The organism is Streptomyces sp. NPDC041200 (assembly GCF_055591805.1).
Genome location: NZ_JBVIZF010000001.1, coordinates 157,100 through 175,193, shown reverse-complemented (window position 1 = coordinate 175,193; position 18,094 = coordinate 157,100). Strand labels below are relative to the sequence as shown.

The following is an 18,094-nucleotide window of genomic DNA, read 5'->3' as shown; positions in this document are numbered from 1 at the left end:
ATCACTGGTCCGAATAAGCGTATCCCGCAGCGCGGGCAGGAGAAAATGATGCCGACACAAACCATGAGGGCGATCCGGCTGCACGAGTTCGGCGGCCCCGAGGTGCTGCGTTTCGAGGAGGCGCCGGTTCCCGAACCGGGACCGGGTGAGGTGCTCATCCGCGTGCACGCGGTCGGCCTCAACCCTCCCGACTGGTACGCACGCGAGGGAATGCCCGACGTACCTCCCGAGCTCAAGCCCCCGTTCCATCTCCCCCTGATTCCGGGGACCGACGTCTCAGGCGTCGTGGAAGCCGTCGCCGCCGACGTCACCGGCTTCGCGGCCGGAGACGAGGTGGCCGGACTTCTGCGCTTCCCCACCACCCTCCAAGGCAGTGCGTACGCCGAGTACGTCACCGCGCCGGCGACCGACCTCGCCCGCAAGCCGGCTGCCATCGACCACGTGCACGCCGCCGGCCTGCCCATGTCGGGGTTGACGGCGTGGCAGTTCTTGATCGAACTCGGGCACGACCACCCCTCGCCGTTCCAAGAGGCCCAGCACCGCCCGATGGCACTCGACAGCGAGACCACGGTGCTCATCAACGGCGCTGCCGGTGGCGTGGGGCACCTCGCTCTCCAGCTGGCCAAGTGGAAGGGAGCCCGCGTCATCGCCGTGGCCTCCGGCACCCACGAGACGTTCCTGCGCGAGCTCGGCGCCGACGAGTTCATCGACTACACCAAGGAACGGCCCGAGGAAGTCGCCCGTGACGTCGATCTCGTCCTGGACACCGTCGGGGGCCCCAACAGCAGGCGCTTCCTGCGCACCATCAAGCGCGGCGGGTCCCTCTACCCGGTGTACTTCGGCGAGTTCGACGACGAGGAGAACGCGGAGCTGGGTGTCACGGTCACGGCCGCCCAGGTTCGCTCGAACGGCGCGCAGCTCGCCGAGCTGGGACGCCTGCTCGACGCGGGCACGCTGCGCGTCGCGATCGACAGCACGTTTACGCTCGCGGACGCCCGCGCAGCGCACGAACGCGCCGCCCGAGGGCACATCCAGGGCAAGATCGTACTCACGGTCGCCTAGGAACGAGCCGTTTCACCAACGCGTCCGGCGCTCGTCCTCGGGGTACCGCTGGCCATCGAGACGCCGACGCGGAGAGCTTGGGGCGCGTGTGGCGCCCAAGCGGCCGCGATTCCCGCCGCGGCGAACCGAGCGGACCCGTGCGGTCGGCTCGGTTCGCCGCAGGAGATCGCCGACACGGTCGCACCGCTCACGCCACGCGCTCCGCCCTCAGCTCACGCCGGGTGGCCGCTGTCGCAGTGCGCGCCCCGATCTTTCACCAACCGAGCACGAACGAGGTTCGACATGACGACGACTGCGGCTTTCGGCTGGGGAAGCAGCCACCTCAACACAACGCCGGCGGGGGAGGTGAACCTCGACCCCGCAGAGCAGTTCGCCGTCCAGCGGACGCTGGCGCGCCACGCCTTCGCCCTGGATCACGGAGATCTGGTGGCGTTGGAGGGCACCCTGACCGAGGACGCCACCTGGACGGCCTCGATCGCCGATGAGGTCGAGCAGGGCCCGTTCATCGGACGCGCGGCGATTCTCGGCTTGGTGCGAGAGGCAACGGAAGCGCAAACCGAGCAGCGAAGGCACAACCTGGTCAACATGGTCTTCCACCGTGCGGAGGCCGACACGGCAGTGGTGTGGGCCTACCTGATGCTGACGTCGAACGCGGGCGGGAGCCCGACCGTGATCGCGACCGGCTTCTACACGTTCACGCTGCGGCACGCCGAAAGCGAGTGGCGTATCGCGAAGGTGCTCGTCGGTCTGGACAATGCCGCGTGAAACCCGCGACTGGCCAAGGCCCGGGCCTCTATTTGTGATCGCGAGCCGGTCCGCCCCCTGAGCGGACCGGCTCACGGCGGGACGGGCTGCTCAGCCGTTCTCCACGACCATCAGCGTGTTGCCGTCCGCGTCGCGGAAGCTGAACATCGGCGGTATCGGGGCGCCCCAGCGCTGCACCTCCGGGTCGGTGTCGACGCCGCGCGAGCGCAGGGTGGCGTGGTCGGCGTCGATGTCCTCGGAGGTGAGGATCAGGCCGGTCGCGTAGGCCGACGCCTGCTGGCCCTCGCGCGGGAGGACGAGCGCGATGCCGGTCGGGGCGCCCTGGGGGCCCACCTCGATCCAGCGGTACGTGTCGCCGTAGGGGATGTCGGCACGCTTCTCGAAGCCGAGGGTGTTGACGTAGAAGTCGAGCGCCCGGTCCTGGTCGGCGACGGTGACGGCGACCCGGCCGATCTCGGTGAGCCGGGTGCCCTTCGCGTCGGTATCGGTCATGGTGGCCTCCCTGGTAGTGATGGGTTCTGCCGTTATGACCGGAAGGCAGTGCGGAACTCATCGGTCCGCGTCGATTGACCTTCGAGCCGCTTGAAGGCCCAGCATGACGGCCATGGACGACGACGAGCCCCTGATGGGCATCGGCACCTTCTCCCGCCGGGTAGGGCTGGCGCCGAGCGCGCTGCGGTTCTACGACGACTGCGCGGTGCTGCGGCCCGCCCGGGTGGACGCGGCCACCGGGTACCGGTACTACGCCCCGGAGCAGGCGCCCCGCGCCACCCTGCTGCGGCGGCTGCGGGAGGCCGGGCTGCCGCTGGTCGAGGCGACGACCGTGCTGGACGGGCCGCCCGAGGAGGCCCGGCAGGTGCTGCGGGACCATCTGCGGCGGAGTACGGAGTCGGCGGCAGCCGCCCGGGAGGGGATCGAGGACGTGCTGCGCGAGCTGCCGGGCGGGGTGCGGCGCGGGCAGGTCCGGGTCGGCGGCGCGGAGCTGGCGGGCGCGGTGCGGCAGGTGGGCTCGGCGGTCGCGGAGGGCGCGGTACGGGAGGAGTTCCCGGTACTGGGCCGGGTGCTGCTCGAACTGACCGAGGAGGAGCTTCGGCTCGTGGCCACCGACCGCTATCGGCTGTCCGTACGGGCCCTGCGGCCGCTCGCGATCGAGGGCGAACCGTGCGGGCTGCCGGTCGGCATCGAGGAGCTGCGGGAGGTCGCGGGCTGGGCGCGCGGGCTGGCGGAGGTCGCGATCGAGGTGGCGGGGGCCGAGGTGCGCGTACGGGGCGGGGGCGAGGAGCGGGTGCTGCCCGTCGCGGACGAGGTGTTCCCCGCGTACCGCATGGTGCTGGACGGCCTCGCCGCCGCCCGGCACCGGGTCATCGCCGACCGGACGGCGCTGTGCGCGGCTGTGGCGGGGCGAGGCGGCGACGGACCGGTCGTGCTGCGGACCGGCGACGGCGAGCTGACGGTCGAGGGCGGCCGCACGCTGCCCGCCCTCTGCACCGGGCCGCCGCTCGGCATCGCCTTCGACCCGGCCGTTCTGCTGGCCGCGCTGGAGGCGGGCGTCGGGCCCGATGTGCTGCTGGAAGTCGCCTCGGGCGGCGAGCCCGTCGTCGTTCGGTCTGCCGATCAGGGCAGTTTCACGACGCTCGTCATGCCCGTGCGGACATCGTGAAGGAGACCGTGATGGACCCCGACAACCCCGTCGTCCGGCTGTGCGCGCAGGGTATGGCCGCCGAGGCCGAGGGCCGGGACGGCGACGCCCGCGCCCGCTTCCGGGAGGCGTGGGACGCCGCCACGGATGACTACGAAAAGTGTGTGGCCGCGCACTACCTGGCCCGGCACCAGCCCACCCCCGAGGAGACGCTTCGCTGGAACCAGGAGAGCCTGGACCGCGCGGACGCGGTCGGCGACGACCGGGTCCGCGGCTTCTACGCCTCGCTGCACGTCAACATGGGCAGGGCGTACGCACAGCTCGGCGCCATGGACACGGCGCGCGAGCACTACGTACGCGCCGCCGCGCACATCGGCGACGTACCGGCTGGGCCGTACGCGGACTGGATCCGCCGCGGCATCGCCGGGGGGCTGCGTACGACCCGCTGAGCCGAGCCCGAAGGCGGGCGGTCGGGGTGATCCTGCCCCGTACCTCGGCGACCTCGGCACGGAGGAGGACCGGGAACGGCTGGTCACCGCGCTGCGCAGGGTGCGCTGAGCGCGGTGATCACCGAGCTGATGACGGTCAGCGGTTGACGAAGGCGAGGCTCTTCTCGTCGTAGCGGGTCCCGGCCACCTGGTCCGCCGGAGCCGCGGCGTCGATCGCGGCCAGCTCTTCCGCCGACAGCTCGATGGCGACCGCGGCGAGGTTCTCCTCCAGGTACTTCTCGCGGCGGGTGCCCGGGATCGGCACCACGTCGTCGCCCCGGTGCTGCACCCAGGCGAGGGCGAGCTGACCGGCGGTGACGCCCTTCTCGGCGGCCAGTTCGTTCAGCTTGTCGACGATGGCCAGGTTCTGTTCGAGGTTGCCGTCGGCGAACCGCGGCTGGGTGCGGCGCACATCGGTCTCCGGCAGGCCCTCGACCGAGGTGTAGCGGCCGGTCAGGAAGCCGCGGCCGAGCGGAGAGAACGGGACGAGGCCGATGCCGAGTTCGCGGCAGACCGGGGCGGTCTCCCGCTCCAGGTCCCGGGTCCACAGCGACCATTCGCTCTGCAGCGCCGCGATGGGGTGCACCGCGTGGGCGCGGCGGATCGTGGCCGCGCTCGCCTCGGACAGGCCGAGGTGGCGCACCTTGCCCGCCTGGACCAGCTCGGCCATCGCGCCGACGGTCTCCTCGATCGGGACCTCGGGATCGACGCGGTGCTGGTAGTAGAGGTCGATGTGGTCGAGGCCGAGGCGGCGCAGCGACGCGTCGCAGGCCTGGCGGACGTACGCGGCGTCGCCGCGGATCGCGGTGGGCTCGCCCAGCCGGTTGGCGAAGCCGAACTTGGTGGCCACGGCCGCCTGCTCACGGCGCGGCCCGGCCAGGGCCCGGCCGAGCAGTTCCTCGTTGTGGCCGAAGCCGTAGAAGTCGGAGGTGTCCAGCAGGGTAACGCCGAGGTCGAGGGCGCGGTGGATGGTGGCGATCGACTGCGCGTCGTCCGACTCGCCGTAGCCGTGGCTCATCCCCATGAGCCCCAGGCCCTGTGCGGCGACGGTGAGTTGTCCCAGGTGACGGGTGGGCAGATCGGACATAAGATGCCTCCTTCGTGGTCGTGACGATCACGCTAGGAGTTGGAGCGCACTCCAAGTCAACGCTGCCAGAATCGCCCGCATGAGATACGAGGACGAAGGGTCCATGGCGGAAGGGTCCATGGAGGTGGTGGCGGCCGCGATCGTGCAGCGGGGACGGCTGCTGGTGGTGAGCAAGAAGGCGGCGCCCGAGGTCTTCTACCTGCCCGGCGGCAAGCCGGACCCGGGCGAGAGCCCGCTGGAGACCCTCGCGCGGGAGCTGGACGAGGAGCTGGGCGTGGTCCCGCTGGAGCCCCGGCTGCTGGCCGAGGTCGAGGGGGTGGCCGTCCTGGAGAAGGTGCCGATGCGGCTGACCGTGTTCGAGGCGCGGATCGACGAGACACCCCACCCGGCGGCCGAACTGGCGCATATGCGCTGGATAGCGGGTGGCGAGAGCGACGTCCGGCTCGCGGCGGCCATCCGGAACCACGTGGTGCCGCGTCTTCGAGCCAGGGGCACACTCACAGCCGCATAAACGGAACGGGCCCGGCCCGGTGCGCACCCCCGTCGCGCACCGGGCCGGGCCCGTTCCCCCCGTAGAGGCTGCCCCTCCCCCCAAGGAAGGGGCAGCCGTCCCGAAACCCCCCGGCCCGCCCTCAGTCGGTGGCGATGGCGTTCAGAATGTTCATCCGCGCCGCCCGGAACGCCGGGATCAGGGCCGCGATCAGGCCCACCACGGCCGAGCCGATGAAGACCGTGATGATGGTCGACCAGGGGATCTCCAGGACCTTCAGACCCTCCAGCGCGAGCAGCTTCTGCGCCGTCGCTCCCCAGCCCATGCCGAGCCCCAGGCCCAGCAGCGCGCCGAAGAGGGCGATGACGACGGACTCCAGCCGGATCATGCGGCGCATCTGGCGCCGGGAGAGTCCGATGGCGCGCATCAGGCCGATCTCCCGGGTCCGTTCGACGACCGACAGGGCGAGGGTGTTCACCACGCCCAGGATGGCGACGATGATCGCGAGCGCCAGCAGCCCGTAGACCAGGTTGAGCAGCTGGCCGACCTGGTCCTTGATCTCCTCCTTGTAGTCGGTCTGGTCCTTCACCTGGACCGACGGGTAGGGCTGGAGCGTCGACTTGAGGGACTTGTACGCCGCGTCCTCCTGGCCTTCCTTGGCCTGCGCCAGCATGATGGCGTCCGCCGGGATCAGCTTGGCGGGGACATAGCGCTCGAGGGTGGTGATGCTGAGGTACAGCGCGCCCTTGTCGAGGCTGACGTCGTCCGAGGTGATCGCCGCGATGGTGAGCTTGGCGGGCTTGGCGGGCTCGACGTCCTTGAAGTCGACGGTCAGGGTGTCGCCCTGCTTCACCTTGTGGTCCTTGGCGAAACTCTCGGGCACCGAGATGGCGTTCTTGCCGTACGCGTCGGCCAGGGTGCCCGCGACGACCGGGGTGCGCACGTCGTCGGCGTACGTCGGGTCGGCGGCGGTCAGGTTCTTGGTGACCTCCTTGCCGTCGGGCAGGGTGATCTTGGCGTCCGCGATCTGCTTGGCGTCGCTGATGTGCTTGAGGCCCGCCGCTCCGTGCACCGCCTGCTCGATCCCCTTGGTGATCGGCTGGCCCGTCATGGACTGGACGATGAAGTCCGCGCCCACCGACTTGTCCAGCTCATCGGTGGCCGAGGCGACCATCGAGGAGCCCACCACCGACAGACAGGCGACCAGCGCGAGGCCGATCATCAGGGCCGCGCCGGTGGCGCCGGTGCGCCGCGGGTTGCGCAGCGCGTTGCGCTCGGCCAGTCGGCCGACCGGGCCGAAGATCCGCAGGACGACGGTGGCCAGGGCCCGGACCACCAGACCGGCCAGCAGCGGGCCGATGACGATGAAGCCGATGAGGGTCAGCACCACGCCGAGACCCAGGAACAGCGAGCCGTCGACCGCCTTGTCCGCGGTGCCCGCGACGACCAGGGCCGCCGCGCCGCCCGCGGTGAGCAGGGTGCCGATCGCGCCCCGGATCCATCCGGCCCGGATGTCGGCCGGGGTGCCCGCGTCGCGCAGGGCCGCCATCGGGGAGATCTTCCCGGCCCGGCGGGCGGGGATGTACGCGGCGATGACGGTGACGACGATGCCGATGGTGAGACCGATGATGGGCGTGGTGGGCTTCACCGTCAGCTGGTCGGTGCTCAGGTGCAGCCCCGCGCTGCCCATGATCTTGATCAGGCCGATCGCGAGCCCGACGCCGCCGAGGACGCCGAGGATCGAGCCGACGACGCCGAGCAGCAGCGCCTCGATCAGCACCGACCGGTTGATCTGCTTGCGGCTCGACCCGATGGCGCGCATCAGGCCGATCTCGCGGGTGCGCTGGGCGACCAGCATGGAGAAGGTGTTGACGATGAGGAAGATGCCGACCAGGACGGCGATCCCGGCGAAGCCGAGCATCGCGTACTTCATGACGTCCAGGAACGAGCCGATGTCGCTCTCGGCCTCCTTGCTGGCCTCGGCCTTCGTCTGCACCTTGTGACCGGCGCCCAGGTCCGCGACGACGGCCTTCTTGAGCTGGTCGTTGCTGACGCCGGGCTGGGCGGTGATCGCGTAGCTGGAGTACGCGCCGGGCGCGCCCAGCAGCTTGCGCTGCGCGGTGGCGGTGTCCAGGTAGACGATGGTGGCGCCGGGGTTGGTCACCTGGAACGTGGCGATGCCGACGATCTTCGCGTGGAACTCGCCGGGGATGGCGATGGTCCGCAGGCTGTCGCCGAGCTTCAGCTTCTTGTTCTCGGCGGTGTCGGCGTCGACCATCACCTCGGTGGGGCCGCGCGGCGCGTGTCCGGAGGTGATCTTCACCGAACGGTGCTCGGTGGTGTCCCAGTTGGTGCCGATGGTCGGGGCGCCGGAACTCGGGCCGATGCTCTTGCCCCTCGCGTCGGTGACGGTGACCGACTGGCTGGTGACGTCGCCGATCACCGACTTGACGCCGTCGACCTGCTTCAGCTTCGCCAGGTCCGCCCCGGGCAGGGTACGGATGCGGCCCTGCCGGGTGTCCTGGTCGCTGGCGCCCTTCGGGCTGACCGTGACGTCGGACGCGGTGCTCGCGAAGAGCTTGTCGAACGTGGCGTTGGTGGTGTCGGTGAAGACGAGCGTGCCGCAGACGAACGCCACGGACAGCAGGACGGCGATCGCGGACAGCGCCATCCGCCCCTTGTGGGCGACGAAGTTGCGCAGAGAGGTCTTGAGGACGGTCATGACACCCGTCCGCGCGCGTCGAAGCTCTTCATGCGCTCTAGGACCAGCTCCGCGGTGGGGTGGTGCATCTCGTCCACGATCCGGCCGTCGGCCAGGTACAGCACCCGGTCGGCGTAGGAGGCGGCGACCGGGTCGTGAGTGACCATCACGATCGTCTGCCCCAGCTCGTCCACGGACCGCTTGAGGAAGCCCAGCACCTCGGCACCGGCCCGGGAGTCCAGGTTCCCGGTCGGCTCGTCACCGAAGATGATCTCGGGGCGGGCGGCCAGGGCGCGGGCCACCGCGACGCGCTGCTGCTGACCGCCGGACAGCTGGTTCGGACGGTGCCTCAGCCGGTCGCTCAGGCCCACGGTCTGCACCACGCGGTCCAGCCAGCCCCGGTCGGGCTTACGGCCCGCGATGTCCATCGGCAGCGTGATGTTCTCGATCGCGTTGAGCGTCGGCAGCAGGTTGAACGCCTGGAAGATGAAGCCGATCCGGTCCCGGCGCAGCTGCGTCAGCTTCTTGTCCTTGAGCCCGGTGATCTCGGTCTCGTCGATGAAGATCTGCCCGGAGGACACCGTGTCCAGACCCGCGAGGCAGTGCATCAGCGTCGACTTGCCGGAACCGGAAGGGCCCATGATCGCGGTGAACTGGCTGCGGGCGATGTCCACGTCGACGTGGTCCAGCGCGACCACGCGGGTCTCGCCGGAGCCGTACGCCTTGACCACCTGGCGTGCCCGGGCGGCGACGGCCGTATGTCCTCCGCTGCCCCCGGTCTTGGGAATCGATACGGCCGTTGTCACGGTGTGCTCCTCTTTTTCGTCTATGTCGGATCCGAGATGATCGTACGTATCCGATCGGCGGTAACAACAGTAAGGAGCGGTACGCCCCGGCTCGTCCTTCCCCGGGACGAACCCCGGGTAGGAGGAAAGGCAGCGCATCCCCTAGGGGAGTAGGCCTTGGGGTGGAGCGCGTCTCGGGGCCGACCCTGAACCCGGACGGAGCGGAAGGCGGGAGTCCGCCGCCTCAACAGCCCTGATGCGTTCTTCCCCTGCCCCGAAGCTCCATGGAATGGTGGGTCGTACAAGAACTGGACACCAGAGTCGGCGCGGGCGACCGGCGGAGGGAGTGCGTCACGGTGGGCGGCACCGCAGAAGGGCCTGACGCGGACTCCATATCCGCCGGGGACTCCCCTCCCCGGGAGAACCCGACTCCCCGCGGCCGCCGCCCCGTCGTCGCCGCGCTGATGCTGGGCATGGCGCTGACCGCGCTCGACTCCACCATCATCTCGACGGCCGTTCCGCAGATCGTCGGCGATCTCGGCGGCTTCTCCGTCTTCTCCTGGCTGTTCTCCGGCTATCTGCTCGCCGTCACCGTGACCCTGCCGGTGTACGGGAAGCTCTCCGACACCTTCGGCCGCAAGCCCATCCTGGTGGCGGGCACCATCGTCTTCCTCATCGGATCGCTGCTGTGCGCCGGGGCCTGGGACATGGCCTCCCTGATCGCCTTCCGCGTCGTCCAGGGGCTGGGCGGCGGGGCGCTCCAGGGCACCATCCAGGTGGTCGCCGCCGATCTGTATCCGCTCAAGGAACGCCCCAAGATCCAGGCGCGGCTGTCCTCCGTATGGGCGCTGTCCGCGGTGACGGGCCCGGCGCTCGGCGGCGTGCTCGCCGGATACGCCGACTGGCGCTGGATCTTCCTCATCAATCTGCCGATCGGGGCGCTCGCCCTCCTCCTCATCGTGCGCCACCTGCACGAACCGGTACGGCCCCGGGCGACCCGGCCGCGCATCGACTGGGCGGGTGCCCTCGCCATCTTCGCCTGCGGCGGGCTGTTGCTGACCGCGCTCGTCCAGGGCGGAGTGGCCTGGGCGTGGCTCTCCGCGCCCTCCCTCGCGCTGCTGACGGCCAGTGCCGCCTGCGCGGCCCTGACCGTATGGATCGAACGGCGCGCGGCCGAGCCCATCATCCCGGGGTGGGTGTGGCGGCGGCGCACCATCTCGGCGGTCAACCTCGCGCTCGGCGCGCTCGGGCTCCTCATGATCGCCCCGACCGTCTTCCTGCCCACCTACGCCCAGTCGGTGCTGGGCCTCGGGCCGATCCCCGCCGGGTTCGTGCTGTCCGTGATGACCCTGAGCTGGCCCATCTCGGCCGCGCTCAGCAGCCGCGTCTACAACCGCGTCGGCTTCCGGAACTGCTCCATCATCGGCATCGGCGCCGCCGCGCTCATCCTGGCCGCCTTCCCCCTCCTCCCCTACCCCGGCGCCGCCTGGCAGCCCGCGCTGATCATGCTGATGCTCGGCGCCGCGCTCGGACTCTTCCAGCTCCCGCTGATCATCGGCGTCCAGTCGTCCGTCGACTGGGACGAGCGCGGCACCGCCACCGCCTCGATCCTCTTCTGCCGCCAGGTCGGCCAGTCCATCGGCGCGGCCCTGTTCGGCGCGGTCGCCAACGCGACCCTCGCCGCCCGGCTCGCCGCCGCCCCGTCCGGCATCCGCGACGGCCTCCCCGGCGACCTCGACTCGGTCTCCCACGCCCTCGACAGCCCCGGCGCCCTCACGGCCCGGGCCGCCGACTATCTGCGACGCGCCGTGGACACCGCCGTCGACCGCGTCTACCTGGGCGCCGCCGGCGCCGCGGTCCTCGCCCTCCTGGTCCTGCTGTTCCTCGCCCCGCGCCGCTTCCCGGTCCGCGCCGAAACGGGAAGCGGAACGGAAGCGGAGAGGGAAGCGGGAACGGAGACGGCAGCGGCCGCGGAAACGGGGTCCGCCGCCGACCAGCTGACGGCGAACCCCGCCCGGGAGAGCTGAACCCGCTGCGCGGCAGGGATCAGTTCTCGGGGTGCGGAGCGGCGTCCTCCACGACCGGCTTGCCCGTCAGGGCCGCCAGGCTGCCGCGTACGTGCTCCAAGTGCGCCTTCAGCTCCTCGCGCCGCTCCACGTGTTCGCGCAGCGTCCGTTCCGTCTCCCGGGCCAGCCGCTCCTCCCTGGCCCGGGCCTGCGCGATGATCTCCGCCGCCTGCGCCTGGGCGTCCTCCTGCCGCAGCCGCGCCGCCTGATCCGCCATCGCGTACTCCCTCTTGGCGTCCGCCAGCCTCGCCTGGGCGTGCTCCTCCATCTGGCCCAGCCGCACGGTCATCGCCGCGTCGCGTTCGACCAGCTCATGGCCGGCCGCCTCCCACCGGTCCGCCTGCTCCCGCTCCTGCTCGGCGAGGAGCGCGGCGGTACGGCCGCGCATCTCCTTCAGCGCCGCCAGCGCCTCGCCGCGCCACTCCTTGACGTCCCGGCGCGAGGCCGCGCGCAACTCCTCCACCTGCGCCTGGGCCGCCTCCAGGGTGCTGCGCGCCGACGCCTCGGCGGCCTCCCGCACCCGCTCGCCCTCGTCGCGCGCGGCGTCCCGGACGAGCCGGGCGGCGCCCTGCGCGGCCTCCCACTCCTCCTGCGCCGACGCCTCGGCCGCGGCCCGCAGGCAGCCGACTTCCTCCTCGGCCGCCATCAGGATCAGCTGCGCGCGGTCACCCAGCGATTCGTACGTCTGGGGGGCCAACTGGGCGATCACCTCACGCAGCCGTTCGGCGTCGGCGGCCAGCTCGTTGGCGAGAACGGTGAGGCGCGCGGCGCGCTCCCACGCCGCGTCACGCCCCTCGGACAGCTCCGCCACATAGCGGTCGACCTGCGCGGGACGGTAGCCGCGGCCCCGTCCGCCGATGGTGAAGCCATGACGTGACACCGATGCGCCCATCCTTGGAACCCCTTTGTCCGGTAGGCAACGCGCTCCGGCGCACATCTTGATGGATAGGGTCTTATCGCCCATAACGCGACACTCCGCCCATCTCCCCGGCCGGGGCCCGCCCGGGTACCACAACGACAAGGCGCCCGCCCCCGTCACGGGGGTCGGGCGCCTCGATGGGGCACGCGCTCAGCGCGCTCCGGCGGTCATGCGGGTGAGGTTCAGAGCAGACCGTCCCACATCTGCTCCAGCAGCACCGCCCACCAGTTGTCCGGCGCGGACAGCGCGGCCGGGTCCAGCGCGGCAAGCTGCGCCTGGAAGTCGACCGTCCAGCGGCCCGCCTGGTCCGGCGTCAGCCCGTACCGCAGCCGCCACATACGGCCCAGCAGCCCCATGCAGCGCACGAACTCCGGCAGACCGGTGTTGACGAACTGCGCGGGCACCGGCTGCGGCGCCGCCTCCAGCGGTACGGCCACGATGTGCGCCGTGCCGTACTGCACGCACAGCTGACGGCCGAAGTCGTTGCCCATCACCAGGTACGACCCCGCGTCGGCCGCGGGCTGCACACCGCGCTCCGCCGCCAGTTCGGCGAGCGTCGGCACCGGGCGGCCCTGCTGCGCCTGAGCCCAGAAGAACGGGCCGAAGTCCGCCGGGAGCCCCGCCCACACCAGCGTCTGCGCCACCACGTCCGGTACGCCCTGCCGCGACACCGCCCGCTGGTCGAACCGGACGATCGCCTGCGGCCCGAACGCCTGGCCCAGCTCATGCGCCAGCCCCTCCGGCGGCACCGGCGGAATCGGCTGCACCTGGCTGGGGTGCGGCAGCGGCACCCGGTTGGGCGCCGGGCGGGCCGGACCGTCGGCCACCTGGTGCAGCTCACCCTGGTGCTCGATCAGATGGCGTACGCCCTGCTGCCGGGTGGCGTGATCGCGCCCGTACGGCGCCGTATGGCTGATCCGTACTTGCGGCCACGACTCGCGGATCATCCGCGCGCAGTAACCACCCGGCAGGTCACACGACTCCAGCTCGGTGTGCAGCTCCAGCACCTGCTGCGGCGGCACGTTCATCGCCCGCAGCTCATGCAGGATCTGCCACTCCGGATGCGGGGTGCCCGGCGCCGAACGGCGGATCAGCTGCTGCTCGGAGCCGTCCTGCGCGCGGTAGCGGAGGACGGCCATGTAGCCGGGGCCGACCGTCGGCATCCCGGCGGGCGGCGGCGGATACGCGTACCCGCCGCCGGGCCCGGGCGGCATGCCGGGCGGCGGCGTCCCGGGCTGCGCCACCCCGTGCGGCGGGGTGATCCCGGGCACCGGCGGACCGGCCGGTGGCGGCATGTTGGGGACGCCGGGGGCGCCCGGTGCGCCGGGGGCGCCGGGCGGCGGCGGGGTCGGGCCGCCTGCCAGCATCGTCGCGGCCGCGTGGACGCCACCGCCGGGAGCGCCGGGAGTGCCCGGGGCGCCGGGCGGACCCGGGACAGGGCTCGGCGGGGGCGGCGGAGTGTGCGGACCACCCGCACCGGGGACACCGGGAGGGCCGGGCGGGTGCGGGCCGGATGGCCCAGCCTGCCCGGGAGCGCCCGCGCTCGGAGCACCCGCGCCCGGAGCGCCGGGAGGTCCGGGCGGACCGGGCGGACCGGGCGGCGGCGGAAAGCCGGGGGCGCCGGGGCCGGGCGGCGGCGTGTTCTGGCCGCCCGCCAGCATCGTCGCCGCCGCGTGCATACCGCCACCTGGGGCACCGGGCGCCCCGGGGGCGGGCGGAGGCGGCGGAGTCTGACCGCCGGGCGGCGTCTGACCGGGAGTACCGGGCGCGCCGACCGGACCACCGGACAGCATCGTCGCGGCCGCGTGCACCCCACCGCCGGGTGTACCGGGGGCGGGAGGCGGCGGGATCTGCGGACCACTCTGTTTACCGCTCTGCGCGCCGGGAGCGCCCGGGGCGCCGCCGCCCGTGCTGTCGGCGTCGAGCTGCGAGACCAGTTGCGTCGGTAGGTAGCCTCCGGCCGGAGCACCCGGAGCACCCGGGCTCGGCGGCGGAGGCGTGTGCGCCCCCGCGCCCGGCCGGGCGCCGGGCGTACCCGGCGCGCCGGGCGGCGGCGGGGTCGCCGGACCGCCCGGCTTGCCCGCCTTGTGGGTGGCGGCGTCCGCGATGTCGGCCGCGCCGGAGGGCGGCGCCATCAGCTCGGTCTTGGCGTCCGGCCGCACCCCCGGAGGCGGGGTGTCCTCGTCGTCCGAGCCCGCGAGCGGCGGGGCGAACACCGTGGCGGGCGGGGCGACCGAACGATCGCCGTCGTCGCTGGCGGAGTTGGCGTCGGCCCACGGAGTACCGGGACCCGCCGGCGTCTCACCGGAAGCGGAACCGGAACCGGACGGCGGGGTCCACGGGCCACCGGCGCCGGGGGCCGGAGCGGGTGCGTCGACGCGCGGCCGCGCCACCCCGTCCGTGGGCCAATCGTCGTCGCTGTCCCGCCGCGGCGGCGCCACCGGCGCGGACGCGGGGGGTGCGGGCGCGCCGGGCGCGGACGCGCCGGCGCGTGGCGGCGCCATACCGCCCGAAGGCCAGTCATCCGCCGACGCGGAAGCGGGCATGGGCCCGGCCGCGGGCGCGTCGCCACGCGGCGACGGCCAGTCATCCACCGGCTCCGGCTCGGGCACCGCATCGCGCGGCTCGCCACCACCGGGCGGCGTGGGCGGACCGTTACGCCAGCCGTCTTCAGCCGACCCGGACGCAGGGGCGGGCGCATCGGCACGCGGCGACGGCACGCCGCCGGAAGGCCAGTCGTCCACCGGCTCGCCGCGACCAGGCGGCGGCGTAGGGGGACCGCTACGCCAGCCCTCGTCAGCCGACCCGGAGACCGAACCCGACCCGTGCGCGGGCGTCGACGGCGAACCGTGCGCGGGCGCGTCACCGCGCGGTGACGCCGCACCACCCGACGACGGCCAGTCATCCACCGGCTCCGGCTCGGGCACCGCATCGCGCGGCTCGCCGCCAGCCGCCCCGGGCCCAGGCCCGGCCGCGTCGCCGCGCGGCGACGGCACGCCGCCGGAAGGCCAGTCGTCCACCGCCGCGGACACGGGCACCGCATCCTCCGGCTCGCCGCGACCAGGCGGCGGCGTAGGCGGGCCGTTACGCCAGCCCTCGTCAGCCGACCCGGACGCAGGGGCGGGCGCATCGGCACGCGGCGACGGCACGCCGCCGGAAGGCCAGTCGTCCACCGGCTCCGGCTCCGGCGCGCCAGTCGCCGGAGCGTCCGGCGCGTCCGCGCCACCGCTCATCGCGTCCGCCGCCTCCTGCAGCCACTCCGGCGGAGTCAGCAGGAACGACGTCACGTTGAGGTCGATGCGCTGCTGCCGACCCCCGGTGGTCTCCTGGGCGCGGTCGTCGTTGGTCCCGTACTCCTCCTCGTACCGGCGGATCACCTCACCCACCGGCAGCCCGGGCCACAGCGTCGTCTCGCCGCTGTCCCGCGCGATCACCAGCCGGGCGCCGTCCACGGGCGCGCCCGAGACCGCCCCGTCCGGGCGGTCCTCGGCCCAGGCCACGAAGCCCAGGTCGAACTCCCGCACCCGCACCTCGCGCTGCTGGTACGCGGGCACCTCACCGTTGATCCAGAGTTCGGCGCGCTCCTGCGCCTGTGCGAAGGTCACCATCGCGCTCAGCCCTCCACGGGTACGGCGTACGCGAATCCGCCGTCCACCATCAGGTTCGCCACGGTCTCCAGCTCCGGCGGGTTGCCCGCGAGCCGCAGCAGGAAGGCGTCGAAGTCCTCACCGCACGGCAGCATCAGCCGCTCCACCCGCTCCCGGACCGTCCAGCCGTCGCGGTCCCGCGCGTCGTCGTACGCGCAGAACCACACCGAGCCGATCGCGTCCCCCTTCACCTTCACCGCGATCACCCCGCCCTGGACGAAGCCCACGCCCAGGTAGTCCTTGGTGAAGTGGTCGCGCAGACACTTGTTGATGTAGACGAGGTCGTTGGCCGCCGCCTCGTCGCGCACCGTGAAGAACGGCTGGTCGACCAGGAGTCCCAGCTCCGGGTCGAGCGCCGCGCCCACCGGCGCGCAGCCCCCCGCCGCCTTCAGGAACGCGCGGTACGACTCCGGCAGCCGGTAGCCGAGGTCCTCCTCGACGCCCAGCACCTGCTCCTCGGTGACCGAGAGCCCCCGCACCGGCAGCCGGAAGTGAATCGGCCGGGTGTCCTGCAGCGGGCGGGTGCCCCGCTTGGTGTGGTCCACCAAGGCCGTCGCGAGCCCGCCGTGATGCCGCAGCAACGCCTTGACCTCGACCGGGATCAGCACCATCCGGCGGCGGCCGGGCACGTGGTGCCACGTCCAGCCGTGCGGGGTGGCCACCGCCGAGGCGTCGTTCCACAGCTCATGACCGGAGGCGTGCAGCGCGGCGTTCGCCGATACGAAGTCGGTCAGCCGCAGCTCGTCGACCCCGAACCCCTCCGGGGGCTCGGCGATTTCGGCGGCCGCGCGGGCGTACGGCGAGAAGTCCGGAAAGCCGTTTTCGTCCACCCGGACGCCCATGGGGTGGCGGGCGGCCCGAACCGGATCCGGGAAGTGCACGACCTGCCCGGCGTAGGCCGTGTTCGGTGGCGCGGCATGCTGCCCGAGCCGACCTGTCGTCATGGCGGTTGCCCCCTGCTGATGCTGGCGTATGGGGCACAGCCTATGCGGTGAGGCCACAAGCGGAACCGGTCGGCCACCACCCCGCCCGCCTACCTGGGCCGACGTACCCGGACTACCGCATTTCCCGTGGCATTTGGCAGGCTGATCTTTCGCAACCGGGGGATTGCGGTGGATTGCACAGGGAGGGACCCACCACATGCACATCACGCAGAGCAACGGGGGCGGCGACGGCGCCGCCGCCGCGGCCAGCGACCCGAGGCTCAGATGGAGCAGCGTCGATCCCGACGCGGGCCCGCCCCCACTGCACCACCGCCGCGACACGCTCCTGCCCGCCGTCGCGGCCGCGCTCTCCGTCCGGGGCGAGACCCTGACCTGCACCGGAGGCAAGGCCGACCAGGCGCCCACCCTCCACCCCCTGGTGCAGGACTTCCTCGACGCCCTCACCAGCGGACAGCGCGAACGCTTCACCGGTCGCTGCCCCGAAGCCGTGCTGCTCTCCCGTCATCTGACCGCCGTCGAGGCGGCCCGCACCAAACGCGCGGCCCGCAAGCCCCTCACCCACGGTGAGGCCCGGCGCTCCCTCAAACAGTCGAAGCTGACCGCCCGCCGGATCCGCGAGGCGGGCGACCCGCAGCACGGCTCCTACGCCCCGCCGTGCCTCTCCTGCACGGCGCTGCTGGGCCACTTCGGCGTACGGGTGGTGGGTGAGCCCGCGTGACCCGCCCCTTTGAGCGCACCGACACCACCCGCTTCCCCGTCCCCGTCGACGCCGCCCTGCGCGACGCGGGCTGGCAGCCGGGCCGCTGGGACATGGAACGCGCCGAACGCTGGGCCGACACCCTGTCGGCCCACACCTCCCCCGCCGGACACCGGCACACCGTCTTCCCGGCCGCCGTCGAGGCCTGGGCCGAGTTCGGCGGACTGCATATCCAGCCGCCCGGCACCGGCCGCCAGATCGCCCCCACGCCCTTCCGTATCGACCCCCTGCACGGGCTCCACCTGGCCCGCACTCTCGGCGACCTGGGGCGCGCCCTGGAGACCGAGGTCTGCCCGCTGGGTGAAGAGGCCGATGGGCAGGGGCTGCTGACCATCGACGCGGAGGGGCGGATCTACAGCCTCGACCACACCGGGGACTGGTATCTCGGCGCCACGCTTGACGCTGCGCTGGGCGCTCTGATCACGGGCACGCTTCCGGCTCGGCTGTCTCGCGCGTAGTCGCTCCGCTTGGGGGAGACCGTGATGGGCACCGTTGGTCATCCCGGCGTCGGCCGTGTGCGGCGCCGTCGTGGCCGCTCGCGCGGTTCCCCGCGCCCCTACGGGGCCCAGCCACCCCGCACCGGGGCCACCACGCGCCGTTGGTCATCCCGGCGTCGGCCGTGTGCGGCACCGTCGTGGCCGCTCGCGCGGTTCCCCGCGCCCCTACGGGGCCCAGCCACCCCGCACCGGGGCCACCACGCGCCGTTGGTCATCCCGGCGTCGGCCGTGTGCGGCACCGTCGTGG

15 protein-coding genes are annotated in these 18,094 nt (G+C 72.8%); 8 read left to right on the top strand and 7 right to left on the bottom strand.

The window, feature by feature from the left end:
* The first annotated feature begins 48 nt into the window (after positions 1-48).
* Positions 49-1,062 carry an NADP-dependent oxidoreductase gene (locus ACZ6CL_RS00835; protein WP_468929436.1) on the top strand — a complete coding sequence of 338 codons (1,014 nt, stop codon included), beginning with the start codon at positions 49-51 and terminating at the stop codon, positions 1,060-1,062.
* Positions 1,063-1,344: 282 nt separating this feature from the next.
* Positions 1,345-1,827, top strand: coding sequence for a nuclear transport factor 2 family protein (locus tag ACZ6CL_RS00830; RefSeq protein ID WP_468929433.1), 483 nt, complete (start codon positions 1,345-1,347; stop codon positions 1,825-1,827).
* Between the two features lie 90 nt (positions 1,828-1,917).
* Here ACZ6CL_RS00830 and ACZ6CL_RS00825 read toward each other — a convergent pair whose 3' ends face one another.
* Positions 1,918-2,319 (bottom strand): VOC family protein, encoded by a 402-nt coding sequence (locus ACZ6CL_RS00825; protein ID WP_468929431.1) that lies wholly within the window; start codon positions 2,317-2,319, stop codon positions 1,918-1,920.
* A gap of 112 nt (positions 2,320-2,431) precedes the next feature.
* Here ACZ6CL_RS00825 and ACZ6CL_RS00820 point away from each other — a divergent pair, with 112 nt between their 5' ends.
* A complete protein-coding gene (locus ACZ6CL_RS00820; RefSeq protein WP_468929428.1) occupies positions 2,432-3,487 on the top strand; it encodes a DNA polymerase III subunit beta family protein in 1,056 nt (351 codons plus the stop codon).
* An 11-nt stretch (positions 3,488-3,498) separates the two neighbouring features.
* Positions 3,499-3,915, top strand: a complete 417-nt coding sequence (locus ACZ6CL_RS00815) for a hypothetical protein (RefSeq protein ID WP_468929426.1) — start codon at positions 3,499-3,501, stop codon at positions 3,913-3,915.
* A gap of 136 nt (positions 3,916-4,051) precedes the next feature.
* Here ACZ6CL_RS00815 and ACZ6CL_RS00810 read toward each other — a convergent pair whose 3' ends face one another.
* A complete protein-coding gene (locus tag ACZ6CL_RS00810) occupies positions 4,052-5,041 on the bottom strand; it encodes an aldo/keto reductase (RefSeq protein WP_468929423.1) in 990 nt (329 codons plus the stop codon).
* A gap of 79 nt (positions 5,042-5,120) precedes the next feature.
* Here ACZ6CL_RS00810 and ACZ6CL_RS00805 point away from each other — a divergent pair, with 79 nt between their 5' ends.
* The gene (locus ACZ6CL_RS00805) at positions 5,121-5,552 is read left to right on the top strand and encodes an NUDIX hydrolase (RefSeq protein WP_468929420.1); all 432 of its coding nucleotides are present in this window, start codon (positions 5,121-5,123) and stop codon (positions 5,550-5,552) included.
* 121 nt (positions 5,553-5,673) lie between these two features.
* Here the strand turns inward: ACZ6CL_RS00805 and ACZ6CL_RS00800 are convergent, their stop codons facing one another.
* Entirely contained in the window at positions 5,674-8,253 is a 2,580-nt protein-coding gene (locus tag ACZ6CL_RS00800; protein ID WP_468929418.1) for an ABC transporter permease, read from the bottom strand.
* On the bottom strand, positions 8,250-9,038 hold the full coding sequence (locus tag ACZ6CL_RS00795) for an ABC transporter ATP-binding protein (RefSeq protein WP_385448374.1): 789 nt from the start codon (positions 9,036-9,038) through the stop codon (positions 8,250-8,252). The genes ACZ6CL_RS00800 and ACZ6CL_RS00795 overlap by 4 nt, the downstream gene beginning before the upstream one ends.
* Before the next feature lie 263 nt (positions 9,039-9,301).
* On the opposite strand from ACZ6CL_RS00795, the gene ACZ6CL_RS00790 reads away from it, so the two are divergent.
* The gene (locus ACZ6CL_RS00790) at positions 9,302-11,044 is read left to right on the top strand and encodes an MFS transporter (RefSeq protein WP_468929416.1); all 1,743 of its coding nucleotides are present in this window, start codon (positions 9,302-9,304) and stop codon (positions 11,042-11,044) included.
* 19 nt (positions 11,045-11,063) lie between these two features.
* On the opposite strand, the gene ACZ6CL_RS00785 is transcribed toward ACZ6CL_RS00790, so the two are convergent.
* The 3 genes from ACZ6CL_RS00785 to ACZ6CL_RS00775 form a co-directional block, all read right to left on the bottom strand.
* Positions 11,064-11,975 (bottom strand): cellulose-binding protein, encoded by a 912-nt coding sequence (locus ACZ6CL_RS00785; RefSeq protein WP_468929413.1) that lies wholly within the window; start codon positions 11,973-11,975, stop codon positions 11,064-11,066.
* A gap of 209 nt (positions 11,976-12,184) precedes the next feature.
* Positions 12,185-14,548 carry an SUKH-4 family immunity protein gene (locus tag ACZ6CL_RS00780; RefSeq protein ID WP_468931203.1) on the bottom strand — a complete coding sequence of 788 codons (2,364 nt, stop codon included), beginning with the start codon at positions 14,546-14,548 and terminating at the stop codon, positions 12,185-12,187.
* 1,067 nt (positions 14,549-15,615) lie between these two features.
* Positions 15,616-16,593 (bottom strand): SMI1/KNR4 family protein, encoded by a 978-nt coding sequence (locus ACZ6CL_RS00775; protein WP_468929411.1) that lies wholly within the window; start codon positions 16,591-16,593, stop codon positions 15,616-15,618.
* Positions 16,594-16,789: 196 nt separating this feature from the next.
* Here ACZ6CL_RS00775 and ACZ6CL_RS00770 point away from each other — a divergent pair, with 196 nt between their 5' ends.
* Both ACZ6CL_RS00770 and ACZ6CL_RS00765 read left to right on the top strand, forming a co-directional pair.
* Positions 16,790-17,311, top strand: coding sequence for a YwqJ-related putative deaminase (locus tag ACZ6CL_RS00770; protein ID WP_468929409.1), 522 nt, complete (start codon positions 16,790-16,792; stop codon positions 17,309-17,311).
* Positions 17,308-17,808, top strand: a complete 501-nt coding sequence (locus ACZ6CL_RS00765; protein ID WP_468929407.1) for an SUKH-3 domain-containing protein — start codon at positions 17,308-17,310, stop codon at positions 17,806-17,808. Before ACZ6CL_RS00770 ends, ACZ6CL_RS00765 begins: the two co-directional genes overlap by 4 nt.
* Positions 17,809-18,094 lie beyond the last annotated feature (286 nt).

Coding starts and splice junctions, on each gene's coding strand:
- ACZ6CL_RS00805 (WP_468929420.1), top strand. CDS start 5,121: ATGAGATACGAGGACGAAGGGTCCATGGCGGAAGGGTCCATGGAGGTG.
- ACZ6CL_RS00775 (WP_468929411.1), bottom strand. CDS start 16,593: ATGACGACAGGTCGGCTCGGGCAGCATGCCGCGCCACCGAACACGGCC.
- ACZ6CL_RS00785 (WP_468929413.1), bottom strand. CDS start 11,975: ATGGGCGCATCGGTGTCACGTCATGGCTTCACCATCGGCGGACGGGGC.
- ACZ6CL_RS00820 (WP_468929428.1), top strand. CDS start 2,432: ATGGACGACGACGAGCCCCTGATGGGCATCGGCACCTTCTCCCGCCGG.
- ACZ6CL_RS00780 (WP_468931203.1), bottom strand. CDS start 14,548: ATGCCCGCTTCCGCGTCGGCGGATGACTGGCCTTCGGGCGGTATGGCG.
- ACZ6CL_RS00835 (WP_468929436.1), top strand. CDS start 49: ATGCCGACACAAACCATGAGGGCGATCCGGCTGCACGAGTTCGGCGGC.
- ACZ6CL_RS00790 (WP_468929416.1), top strand. CDS start 9,302: ATGGAATGGTGGGTCGTACAAGAACTGGACACCAGAGTCGGCGCGGGC.
- ACZ6CL_RS00830 (WP_468929433.1), top strand. CDS start 1,345: ATGACGACGACTGCGGCTTTCGGCTGGGGAAGCAGCCACCTCAACACA.
- ACZ6CL_RS00815 (WP_468929426.1), top strand. CDS start 3,499: ATGGACCCCGACAACCCCGTCGTCCGGCTGTGCGCGCAGGGTATGGCC.
- ACZ6CL_RS00800 (WP_468929418.1), bottom strand. CDS start 8,253: ATGACCGTCCTCAAGACCTCTCTGCGCAACTTCGTCGCCCACAAGGGG.
- ACZ6CL_RS00770 (WP_468929409.1), top strand. CDS start 16,790: ATGCACATCACGCAGAGCAACGGGGGCGGCGACGGCGCCGCCGCCGCG.
- ACZ6CL_RS00825 (WP_468929431.1), bottom strand. CDS start 2,319: ATGACCGATACCGACGCGAAGGGCACCCGGCTCACCGAGATCGGCCGG.
- ACZ6CL_RS00810 (WP_468929423.1), bottom strand. CDS start 5,041: ATGTCCGATCTGCCCACCCGTCACCTGGGACAACTCACCGTCGCCGCA.